Below are 11491 nucleotides of genomic sequence, written 5' to 3' on the forward strand. Positions count from 1 at the left end.
AAATCCTCCATAACAATTAGTCTTTCATAGCTTGCCGTGCCTTTTTAGCAGCTTCGCGTTTTTCGTATTCTTCTACAAAACCATCAAGCAAGTCATAAACTTCTTGACGAGTCCAGACTTCATTTATTTTAGCACGAGTTCTGGCTGAACGGGGAATTCCCTTCAAATAATAAGCAGCTTGCTGACGAAATTCTGGAACAGCAACCTTCTCACCTTTTAATTCTACCAGACCATCGAGCTGATGCTTAGCAGTTTCTATTTTTTCACGAACTGTTTGTGGACGCAACTTTTCACCTGTTTCAAGATAATGAACCATGTCTTTAATTTCCCATGGATTACCTAAAGCTGCACGCCCAATCATAACAGCTGTTGCACCAACTTCATCTATCATTTTCTTTGCTAATTCTGGGCTAGTAATATCTCCATTGCCAACAAATGGTATCGTCAAGGCATTGGCAACTTCATGCAAAGTTTCCCAATCAGCTTCACCTTGATACATTTGCTTTCGAGTTCGCCCATGCATTGCTAACATACTTGCTCCTGCCTCTTGAGCAGCTAGCGCATTTTCGACTGCAAAAATATGTTTGCGATCCCAGCCCAGGCGCATCTTAACACTGACTGGCTTTTCAACATTTTGAACAACCTTATGAACCATTTGATAAATCTTATTGGCATCAAGTAACCATTTAGACCCAGCATCTGTTTTGGTTACCTTAGGAACAGGGCAGCCCATATTAATATCAATAATATCAGCTGCTGTATGTTGATCAATATATTGCGCAGCTTCAAGCAAAGTATCTTCAGTGCCACCAAAAATTTGAATACTCATTGGATGTTCACCTGGTGCAACTTGAAGCATATCTAGTGTCTTTTTATTACGATAAATAATCCCATGATCAGAAATCATTTCGCATACTACAAGTCCGGCGCCAAATTCTTTACAAACAACCCGGAAAGCAGAGTTAGAAACGCCAGCCATTGGAGCAACTACGACCCGGTTGGGAATTGTGATATCACGAATTTTCCAGCTATTTGTATTAGTCACTTTTCTTCTTTCCTTTCAAATTACTCTAATATCATAACAAAAAAGACCTGAAGGTAAAACTTTCAGGCCTTTACAAAATCATTAAAGTTATTTTTCAAGTTGTTCAGCTAGAATTGCTTTTAATTCTGTATCACTAAAATGATATTTTTCTTTACAAAATTGGCAAGTAAGTTCTGCACCATGATCTTTATTAATCATTTCTTGCAAGTCGGCTTTCTTCAATGTTGCCAGCAAATGACTAAATTTTTCTTTGGAACAATCACAAGCGTAAGCCACTTTGTCTTTTTCTAATATTTTGCAATCATCGCCTAGAATCTTTTCAGCTAACTGTTCAGGTGTAATGCCTTCTAAAAATAAACTAGAAATATTTGGTAATTCTTTAATTCTTTGTTCAACTACACTTAACAACTCATCACTAGCTCCTGGCAAGGCTTGCAACATAAAGCCACCTGCTGCTCCAATAGTGTTATTAGCCTGAACAAAGACAGATAAGCCAACTGCAGAAGGAATTTGCTCAGATTTTGCCAAATAATAAGTAAAATCTTCTGCAATCTCTCCACTGACAATTGGAACTTCACCAGTATAAGGTTCATTTAATCCTTGGTCTTTTGTTACTTGAAGCCAACCTTCACCAACAGCTTTCTTAACATCAATATGACCATCACTTCGTGGTGGTAATGCAATATGTGGATTTGAAATATAACCTTTTACAGTAAAATTACTCTTAGCAGTGACTACACAAGCACCTACTGGACCGTTTCCCATCAAACGAACTGTCAATTCTTGTTTATCAACTAAACTAGCTGCTGCTAGCAAAAGCCCACCTGTTAATGTTCTTCCCAAAACAGCACTTGAAGCTGACCAAGTATCGTGACGCTTTTGTGCTTCGCTAACTAAATTCTTACTTGTAACAGCTAACAAGCGTAAATTTTTAGTTTTATCAATTGCCTTAATTAAATAATCATTCATTAGTTTTCTCCATAAAAATAGAGCCTTACGGCCCTATTTATTAGTCTTGGTTTTCGCTATCGGTTGGTTTTTCTGGTGTTTTTTCATCATTTGCATCAACTGATGTTTTTTCTTCAGTAATGTCATTTTCAGAATTTTCACCAGCTACCTTACTTTTTGAAGAATCATCGGAGTCAATCTTTTCAGAATCCTTTTGATGTTCTTTCTTTTCCATTGCAGCCTTTGCCTCTTCATAAGTAGAAGCTTTAGATTCACTTGGGAATTCTTTTTGATCTGCTTCTGGCATTTCACCAGTCTTATATAAAGCCATAATTTGCTTTTCGTTTAAAGTTTCGTATTTAAGCAAAGCTTCAGCAATTAACTTATGCTTGTCACGATTATCTTCAACGATTTGAATAGCTTGTTTATGAGCTTCATCCAAGATCTTCTTAACTGCTTCGTCAATCTTGGCTGCTGTAGCTTCACTATATGGCTTCACACCATATTCTGCTTGGCCTTCTTTTTCAAGTTGAACCATACCAAGTTCATCTGTCATACCATAGTGAACCACCATACTATGAGCAATAGCAGTTGCTTGTTCAAAGTCATTTGAAGCACCAGTTGAGCGATCTCCAATAACAACTTCTTCACCAGCTCTACCACCCATCAGACCAACAATTTGTTCCATCAATTGTTTCTTAGTTAAGATAAATTGATCATCCTTAGGAAGCATAATGTTATATCCACCAGCACGTCCTCGAGGAACAATTGTTACTTTTCGAACAGTTCTTGAATCACTTAAAACTAAACCACAGATTGAGTGACCAGCTTCGTGGAAGGCAACTCGTTTTCTTTCTTCTTGAGAAATCATTCGATCCTTCTTAGCAGGTCCAGCAATTACACGATCTTCTGCTTCATCAATATCGGCAGCTGTAATTTCAGTTTTATTTCTTCTAGCAGCAACTAAAGCAGCTTCATTTAAAACATTTTCAAGGTCTGCCCCTACAAAGCCAGGAGTTTGACGAGCAACTTCCTTCAAGTCAACATCACTGGCAAGTGGCTTGTTCTTGGCATGAACACGTAAGATAGCTTCACGACCCTTCACATCAGGACGACCAACTAATACTTTCCGGTCAAAACGACCTGGACGCATCAAGGCTGGATCAAGTACATCTGAACGGTTAGTAGCAGCCATAACGATAACACCTTCATCGCCTTGGAAACCATCCATTTCAACTAAAAGTTGGTTCAAAGTTTGTTCACGTTCATCGTTACCACCACCAATACCATTACCACGTCGACGACCAATTGCATCAATTTCGTCGATAAAGATAATACTTGGTGAAGTCTTTTTAGCATTTTCAAACAAGTCACGAACACGAGAAGCACCAACACCGACGAACATTTCAACAAAGTCAGAACCTGATATTGAATAAAATGGCACGCCAGCTTCACCAGCTACTGCTCGTGCAAGTAAGGTCTTACCAGTACCCGGAGGTCCTTCAAGCAAGACACCAGATGGAATTCTTGCACCCAATTTTAAGTAACGTGATGGGTCTTTCAAAAATTCAACAACTTCAACTAATTCTTGCTTTTCTTCTTCTTCACCAGCTACATCAGAGAAGCGAACACGGTTCTTGGTTGGATCTTCTGGCTTAACTCTTGATTTACCAAAGTTAAGAACACCACCACCACCGCGACTACCACCAGCTGATTGGTTCATCATCATCCAGAGCATAACCATGAAGAAAATAGTTGGCACAATTGTAATAATTGCACTAAGCCATGATCCAGATTGTGATTCTCCCTGAGTAGTAATCTTAGCACCATGTTTTTGTGCTAGATTTTCTACTGTTTTAACAGTAGGGTCGTTTTGCAACATAGTTGTTGAAAACTTAGTAATCTTAGCACTAGTTGATGCACCAGTTAGAAAATCATAACTAGTTGTCTTTTTCTTTTGCACTTTGGCCTTCTTATAAGAACCAGAAATGCTATAAACACCATTTGCAGGCTGAATACTAAAGTCTTTGATTTTCCCGTTCTTTAAGTCTTTTACAAACTGGCTGTAGCTAACAGTTTCACTTGATGAAGCGGATTGTCCGCCACCAATCATCCAGTTTATTCCCCAAAGCATTAACAAGAAAATAACAATATAGAAAAGGCCATTAGTAAAAAGCCGATTCCGCTTATTTTTCATGAATACCTCCACGAAATTCTAGAATTACCTAGCAAGTGTAACACAAATACTAGACTCTCTCTAATATTTTACTTTACTTGGCACTAATTTACCAAGAAAACGTAATACTTAATAAAATCATTAGCACATTTTTGATTTTTATACACATCTTCAATAAAAACAATTGTTTCATTTTGATATAAACAAAGAATAGCCGGCCTAAGAATGTTAGGAATAGCGGCCTGGGCAAAAAACTTCTTACTCTTTGCATGATGTCCATTTTTTAATGGTAACTTACTACCAGAAATAGCGGATCCCATTTTTAAATTGCCCTTTTGAGCCAAAAATGAACCAATTAAGTTGGCTTGTGGTAGTACTTGAGTGGATATTACATATTTTCGTCCTTGGAAAATAAAAGGCTGATCCAACTTTATTGAACTCTTATCTACAAATTTAGGTTGCCCTTTAAACAAGTAAACATAATCTTGATATTCAAGAATTCGATAAGGGCCACTTTGCCATTTTTCTAAATGGACTCGTTCATCATAATACCGCCAAATCTTCCATTCCCAAAACAAAGCCTTTTCTGCATCAGTATAGCTAGCTAAAGACGCTTTCTTTATTCGCCAGCTATCTGCAACTTGTTCTAATTTTATAGCAGAAAAAGTATGCTGGGTTACACCTTGATAAGCCATCATTTTTTGCCCAAAGGTTCGTCCATTTTTTAAAATTGTAGGATTTTCTTCTTTGAGTAGAGGAATCAACTGATGCCTTATCCGATTTCGTAAATTTTCATTCGTTAGGTTCGTTTCATCCGTAATAAAAGCTAAATGTTTATCTAATAGATACTTAGTTAGCTCACTTTTTGAATAATAAAGAAGGGGTCTAACAAGCTTTACACCTTCCATTTGACCTACTGCTTGAAGTGAACTCATTTCAGCTGGATCACCAGAACGAATTAATTTTAAAATGATGTTTTCTAAGTAGTCATCCCCATGATGAGCCGTTAATAAGTAATCAGCTTGCTTTTCTTTAGCTAAGGCCAATAAGAAACTATATCTAGCTTTTCTAGCAGCTGCTTCCGTTTTATTCTGGTTATTTTCCCATTTTTTCACATACAAAGGTAACTCATTTTGTTTACAATATTGCTCCAATAATTCAGTTTCTAAGTAGCTATCTTGCCGAATTTGATGATCAAAATGAGCCACTATTAATCTTAATGGCCAATTCTTCAACATATCAACTAAAGCCAAAGAATCTGGGCCAGCACTGCAAGCAACAATAATTGTTTTATTTTTAAAGTCAAGATTATAATCTGTCAAAAATTGCTTTAATTTATCCATATCCTATAAAAAAGATGGCCTAATTCAGACCATCTTGCAAATCTTTAATTGTCTTTTTCGCCTGCACAGTTAGTTCAGTTAAGGTACTAGCAAAAGCTTCCTGACTTAAATTATTAAATTGATTATCAGGATCAACTAAGTTAGGATCATCAACACGTTTAAGCGACAAGGCGATTTTTTTATTTTTTATTTGTGTAATTACAACTCTAACTTCTTGGCCTGGCTGGAATTTTAACTTCTCCCTTTCCCAACCATCCTTGAAGTCATCCTTGTATATTAAACCACTTTTATTTTTTAAACTAACAAATATACCATAATCAGTAACATTATTAATTTTTCCTATAATTCGTTGTCCTACTTCAAATTTCATTGATTATCCTTTGAATCTTCTGGAATATTATAAATTTGCTCACCCTTCTTAGAGTAATAAAATTTATAACGAATATATTTCGCCAAGTAATCTGGATCCTTTAAGTTATTACGCTTAATCTTTAAGCGACGATTGGTTTCTTTTTGCTCTACTAAACTAGTTTTATTGGTTTGAATCTCAGATTTAATTCGATGAGTGGTTGTAATATTAAGAATCAACTGAATTCCTAAAACTACAAAAATCAAGCCAAAGATTGTTAAATATCGTACTCGTCGCTTGCGATGAACTTCTTCAGTCGCTTTTTTTCTTTTTCGTCTAAGTTGAGCTAACTCTTTATCAGAAGCTTCATAAATTCGTGGTCCCCGCATTTTTTAACCTCTATCCACAAAACTACTATTCTACGCTAAGTATAACAAGAACCCGAATAAAAGTCATTAATCAACCAGTTCGTATAACTCACTAGCCTCATCCTTTTTAGTAGTTTCACGGATATTCAATACTCGCGCTTTTACTGTGCGACTTCCATATCCAATACTAATAATGTCATCAAGCTTAACATCATAACTTGACTTAACCACACGACCATTAACTTCAATTCTCCCTTGGTCAGCCATTTCTTTAGCAACAGTTCTTCTTTTCACTAAACGTGAAACCTTTAAATATTTATCAAGTCTCATTTTTTCTCCTTTTATTTATCTACTAATTTGCCGGCATCAGTTAGAAAAGTTTCTAATTCATTAAATAAAACTCTCCGCTTCATAGCCCCCTTAACTAATAAAACAGTTAAATGTTGTTGCTCAGTTAAAGCAACTGATGCTTTCATATTAACATGTTCTAAAGCTTTAAAAATATTAGGGCCTTGCAAATGTTTACTACTTGCCTGATTAAATTCAACTTTTAATTTGTCTTTTGTATAACGAATTTCTAAAACTCCGGCTAAATCAGCTAAATACTTTATTTTAGCAATAGCCAATAAATTTTCAGTAGCAACTGGATAATCGCCAAAGCGGTCCAAAAGCTCATCTTCAATACTATTTAATTCATCTTCAGAACTAATAACTTTGATTTTCTTATAAAATTCAATTTTTTGTTGTTGGTCACTAATGTAAGTATCTGGGATATAAGCTTCAACGCCTAAATCAATTTCAGAATTGGTTTTGGCCAGTTTATGCCCACCTTTTCTTGCCTTAATTGCATCATCAAGCATTTGAGCATATAAGTCATAACCAACACTATCTATAAAGCCATGTTGTTGCTGCCCTAACATATTACCTGCACCACGAATCGATAAATCTCGCATTGCAATCTTAAAGCCACTACCTAATTCTGTAAAATCACGAATTGCTTCAAGCCGCTTTTCTCCAACCTCAGTCAACACTTTATTAGGTTGATATAAAAAATAAGCATACGCTAAACGGGCGCTTCTTCCAATTCTTCCACGTAGTTGATAAAGTTGGCTTAATCCATAGTGATCTGCATCCTCAATAATCAAGGTATTAACATTGGGCATATCAATTCCAGTTTCAATAATCGTAGTCGTCACTAAAATATCAAATTGTTTATGCAAAAAACGATATAAGATATCCGACATTTGATTTTCACTCATTCGCCCATGAATTGCTTCAATTTTGGCTTCTGGTATAAGTTGCTGTAAATGCTCAACTGTTTCATCAATATCGCCAATTCGATTATGCAGATAAAAGATTTGACCATCACGTGCCATCTCTCGTAGACATGCTTCACGAATAACGCTTGGCAATTGTTCCATTACATAAGTTTGAATTGGATAGCGATTGACAGGCGGAGTTTCCATCACTGATAGATCACGAACCCCAACCATAGACATATGTAAAGTTCTAGGAATTGGAGTCGCAGTTAAAGTTAATACATCTACATTATTTTCCAGCTCTTTTAGCCGTTCTTTATGCTTTACACCAAAGCGTTGTTCTTCATCAATGATCAGCAAACCTAAATCTTTAAATTCAACATCTTTAGATAAAATTCTATGAGTTCCTACCACCAAGTCAATTTTGCCATCTTTTAAACCTTCTAGAATGTCTTTAACTTCAGTATTACTTTGGAAACGAGATAAAAGAGCAACATTAACTGGAAAATCTTTAAAACGATCTGAAATATTATCAAAATGTTGCTGAGCTAAAATTGTTGTCGGAACTAAAAAGGCTACTTGCTTATTATCTTGGATTGCTTTGAATGCAGCTCTAATAGCCACTTCTGTTTTTCCAAATCCAACATCACCAACTAGCAGACGGTCCATGGCTTTTGACTTTTCCATATCTGCTTTAATCTCATTACTTGAACGTAATTGATCTGGTGTTTCAACATAAGGAAATGCATCTTCAAATTCTTTTTGCAAGTCATTATCTTTAGAAAAAGCATATCCTTTTTCACTTTCTCTAGCAGCATATAGCTTAATCAAATCATCTGCAATATCTTCTACTTTGCTTTGAACTGAGCGTTTAGTTTTAGCCCATTGGCTTCCACCCAACTTATTAACCTTGGGACGATGTCCTTCTGAGCCTACGTATTTTTGAACTAAAGATAGTTGATCAGCTGGCACAAACAATTGGTCATGCCCCTGATAAGTAATAGTTATATAGTCACGCTTTTGTCCATCAACATCTAAAGTCTTAATTCCTTCAAAGCGCCCAATCCCATGATTTACATGAACAACATAATCTCCTGGCTTTAAGTCATTATAATTACGTAAGCGTTGAGCATTTTCCAAATTAAGAATTTTACGCTTTTTATGAACTTGTTTATTAAATAATTCGCGTTCTGTTAGATAAAGCAGTTGAAGCTGCGGTAAATAAAAGCCTTGATTAAATTGACCAACTGTAATTTGAAGCTTATGCTCAACTAATTTATCTTTAGCAACAATTGGCAAATTTAAATCAAAATCTATTAAATTACTTTGGATTTGTTTGCTCCGTTTTTCATTATCTGCTTGTAAGATTACTGTATAGCCTTGTTTTTGATACTTATTTAATTCAGACTTAATAAGGGGCATCTGGCTAAAAAATTGTTCAGGTTCTCTGCATGGCCAATTAAAGAAGTCATCAAACCTTAATTGTCCCATTCCTTTTTGAAACAACGATAAGTATAAACGGTTATGTTTGCTTTGCCTTAAAACAGTAGTTAAATTTAACCGCAACTTTTGGCTATTTAACATTAACCCGGCCTTAATTTCATCACTAATAAAGGATGCATTCTGAGCAGCTATTTCACCATCAGTCTGTTTTATTGCTGGCCAATCATTGAAAACTACCAATCCATTTTCTGGCAAATAGGAGAGTAGGCTGCAACTTTTAGGAAGTAAATAATCAACTAAGAAAGCATAATTATCTGGCAAGTTTCCTTGGGATAGCTCATCAAGCACTTGCGCAAAATTTTGCTCAGCTGCTTTAGGATTTAGACTTTCCTTAATCTCATCCTTGATTAAGTTATGAGCCTTTTTCAAATTAGCAGATTCAAAAATTCGATCACTTGCTGGTAAAACATTAATCTGGTCTTTTTCAGAAATACTTTTTTGAGTATTTACATCAAAACTTTTAACAGTATCTACTTCATCCCCAAAGAACTCTATTCTAACAGGCAAAGCTTGATCTAATGGATAAATATCTAAAATATCTCCACGCACTGCAAATTCTCCAGGTTTAGCAACCAGGGCTTCTTTACGGTAACCACTTGCCACAAGCCAACTATTCATCTGTTTTAAATCATATTCTTGGCCAACTTTTATTAGCTTGTTACTCTTTGTATAACTATCTTTAGAATTAAGTTGGTATTCTAATCCTTGTGCCGTTGTAACAACAATGCCATTTTCTTCACTTAATAGCAAATGAAGAGCTTTAATTCGTTGAGCTAATTCATCCGGTGAAGCAGTAGCTCTTTGAGTAGCTAATGTACTATCTACTGCAAAATATTGTACTTTTTCTTCAGGTAAAAGAGGCGCCAAGTTATCAACTAATCTTTGGGCCTTATTTTCATTTTCTTCAATAATTAAAAGCGTATTATTTTGCTTTAATAATTCAAGTAAAATAAGTGGTAAATTTCGTTCATTTATACCTGTTAAAAGCGATTTGTTATTTTTATTTGTATTTATCAAAAAAGCGCCCAATTCTTTATCTTGGGCGACAATCTCAGTTAGTTTCATCATTAATTATACTTGTTCATCAAATAACCAGCATCTTTTCCACTAATGAAATCAGTCAAAATATCTTCACTAGTAGAAAAAGCTGCATCCATTAATTTTTGTTGTTCATTATTAAAGGGAGTCAAAACCCAAGAAACAACGGTAGTGTTTTCAGGATGGCGGATACCAATTTTTAAGCGATTAAACTTTTCAGTGCCTAAATCACGAATGATTGACTTAATTCCGTTATGACCGCCACTTTTACCATTGGCTCTTATTCGAATTTTGCCAATAGGCATGTCCATATCATCTTGAATAATCAAAATATCACTTGGATCGATTTTAAAGAAATTCGCTACTTGTCTAATTGAACGCCCAGATTCATTCATATAGGTTTGTGGTTCAAGTAGAATAACATCTTTACCAGCAATTTTTTCTTTAGTAAAAAGGCCCTCGAATTTGTTCTGATTTAAGCTAAGATTATTTTTAGCCATATAGTTATCTAAACACATAAAACCGGTATTGTGCTTGGTTTTATCATATTTTTTTCCAGGATTACCTAGTCCAGCAATTAATTTCATAATTTTACTAATAACTCCTCTAGTTAGTTCTTATTAATTTTAGCATAAAGACGATTGTATTCCCAAAGTCTTGCATATTTTCTATTTTAACTATCTAATTTTTATTTAATTTTAAAAGAGCGTATGATACAATTAATTTATATAACTTTCAATGGATGGAGGCAGCTACATGCTCATTAAATCTTTAGTTTACAAAAAAGATTACTTAACCACTGTTAATGAGAAAGCAACTTTAGAAGAAGCACTTAAAATTCTTGAAGATTCTGGCTATCGTTGTGTACCAATTTTAGATGACAGTGGCACCATTTTCCGTGGTAACATCTACAAGATGCACATTTATCGCCATAAATCACAAGGTGGCGACATGTCTTTACCAGTTACCCACTTATTGAAGAATGCAACTAAAACTATTAAAGTTGATTCACCATTTTTCAAAGTTTTCTTCAATATTAAGGATTTACCTTATATTGCTGTCTTAGATGAAGATAACAAGTTTTATGGTATTTTGACTCACAATCGTTTATTGAGCATGTTATCAGATGCTTGGAATCTTAAATCTAGTTCATTTGTATTGACTGTATTATCTGATAATGAACGCGGTAACTTGATTAAAATGTCAAAAATTATTTCTAAGTACACTAATTTAGCAAGTGTTATTACTTTAGATGGTAATTTAGGGGCAAGTGACTATGTTCGGAGAACTTTATTCACTTTACCAGCAGGTGTATCAGAAGAAACGCTCAAGACTATTGTTGAAAAGCTTGAAAAGAAGGGCTATGTTGTTGCAGAAATTGAAGATTTACAAACTGGAACAACTATCAGAAAAGATGAGGACCCTGATCAATTTACTCTTTAAGTTAAATAAAAAAAGTAGC

10 protein-coding genes are annotated in these 11491 nt (G+C 35.0%); 1 reads left to right on the plus strand and 9 read right to left on the minus strand.

The genetic code is table 11. The features are described from left to right. Positions 1-16: 16 nt before the first annotated feature. The 9 genes from dusB to pth all read right to left on the minus strand — a co-directional run bounded on the left by dusB (position 17) and on the right by pth (position 10616). Positions 17-1045 carry a tRNA dihydrouridine synthase DusB gene (gene dusB / locus ACNDLV_RS04770; RefSeq protein ID WP_006585875.1) on the minus strand — a complete coding sequence of 343 codons (1029 nt, stop codon included), beginning with the start codon at positions 1043-1045 and terminating at the stop codon, positions 17-19. Positions 1046-1132: 87 nt separating this feature from the next. Beyond that, positions 1133-2014: an Hsp33 family molecular chaperone HslO gene (gene hslO / locus ACNDLV_RS04775; RefSeq protein WP_006585876.1), complete on the minus strand. Its 882-nt coding sequence runs from the start codon at positions 2012-2014 to the stop codon at positions 1133-1135. A gap of 40 nt (positions 2015-2054) precedes the next feature. Beyond that, positions 2055-4190: an ATP-dependent zinc metalloprotease FtsH gene (gene ftsH / locus ACNDLV_RS04780; protein ID WP_006585877.1), complete on the minus strand. Its 2136-nt coding sequence runs from the start codon at positions 4188-4190 to the stop codon at positions 2055-2057. A gap of 83 nt (positions 4191-4273) precedes the next feature. Next, entirely contained in the window at positions 4274-5512 is a 1239-nt protein-coding gene (tilS, locus tag ACNDLV_RS04785) for a tRNA lysidine(34) synthetase TilS (RefSeq protein WP_006585878.1), read from the minus strand. A 19-nt stretch (positions 5513-5531) separates the two neighbouring features. Continuing rightward, a complete protein-coding gene (locus tag ACNDLV_RS04790) occupies positions 5532-5882 on the minus strand; it encodes a S1 RNA-binding domain-containing protein (protein WP_006585879.1) in 351 nt (116 codons plus the stop codon). Then, positions 5879-6250 carry an FtsB family cell division protein gene (locus tag ACNDLV_RS04795; protein ID WP_006585880.1) on the minus strand — a complete coding sequence of 124 codons (372 nt, stop codon included), beginning with the start codon at positions 6248-6250 and terminating at the stop codon, positions 5879-5881. Before ACNDLV_RS04795 ends, ACNDLV_RS04790 begins: the two co-directional genes overlap by 4 nt. A 66-nt stretch (positions 6251-6316) precedes the next feature. Beyond that, entirely contained in the window at positions 6317-6559 is a 243-nt protein-coding gene (locus ACNDLV_RS04800; protein WP_006585881.1) for an RNA-binding S4 domain-containing protein, read from the minus strand. 11 nt (positions 6560-6570) lie between these two features. Then, positions 6571-10056: a transcription-repair coupling factor gene (mfd, locus tag ACNDLV_RS04805; RefSeq protein ID WP_498882936.1), complete on the minus strand. Its 3486-nt coding sequence runs from the start codon at positions 10054-10056 to the stop codon at positions 6571-6573. 2 nt (positions 10057-10058) lie between these two features. After that, complete coding sequence (pth, locus tag ACNDLV_RS04810; RefSeq protein WP_006585883.1) at positions 10059-10616, minus strand: aminoacyl-tRNA hydrolase; 558 nt, start codon at positions 10614-10616, stop codon at positions 10059-10061. Positions 10617-10785: 169 nt separating this feature from the next. Between pth and cbpA the strand changes: the two genes are divergently transcribed. Beyond that, the gene (gene cbpA / locus ACNDLV_RS04815) at positions 10786-11472 is read left to right on the plus strand and encodes a cyclic di-AMP binding protein CbpA (protein ID WP_022091076.1); all 687 of its coding nucleotides are present in this window, start codon (positions 10786-10788) and stop codon (positions 11470-11472) included. Positions 11473-11491 lie beyond the last annotated feature (19 nt).

The sequence above is a fragment of the Lactobacillus fornicalis genome, from assembly GCF_055362665.1.

Bases quoted from the DNA above. Each gene is read 5' to 3' on its own strand.
- hslO (WP_006585876.1), bottom strand. From the start codon at position 2,014: ATGAATGATTATTTAATTAAGGCAATTGATAAAACTAAAAATTTACGC.
- ftsH (WP_006585877.1), bottom strand. From the start codon at position 4,190: ATGAAAAATAAGCGGAATCGGCTTTTTACTAATGGCCTTTTCTATATT.
- tilS (WP_006585878.1), bottom strand. From the start codon at position 5,512: ATGGATAAATTAAAGCAATTTTTGACAGATTATAATCTTGACTTTAAA.
- ACNDLV_RS04790 (WP_006585879.1), bottom strand. From the start codon at position 5,882: ATGAAATTTGAAGTAGGACAACGAATTATAGGAAAAATTAATAATGTT.
- ACNDLV_RS04795 (WP_006585880.1), bottom strand. From the start codon at position 6,250: ATGCGGGGACCACGAATTTATGAAGCTTCTGATAAAGAGTTAGCTCAA.
- ACNDLV_RS04800 (WP_006585881.1), bottom strand. From the start codon at position 6,559: ATGAGACTTGATAAATATTTAAAGGTTTCACGTTTAGTGAAAAGAAGA.
- mfd (WP_498882936.1), bottom strand. From the start codon at position 10,056: ATGAAACTAACTGAGATTGTCGCCCAAGATAAAGAATTGGGCGCTTTT.
- pth (WP_006585883.1), bottom strand. From the start codon at position 10,616: ATGAAATTAATTGCTGGACTAGGTAATCCTGGAAAAAAATATGATAAA.
- cbpA (WP_022091076.1), top strand. From the start codon at position 10,786: ATGCTCATTAAATCTTTAGTTTACAAAAAAGATTACTTAACCACTGTT.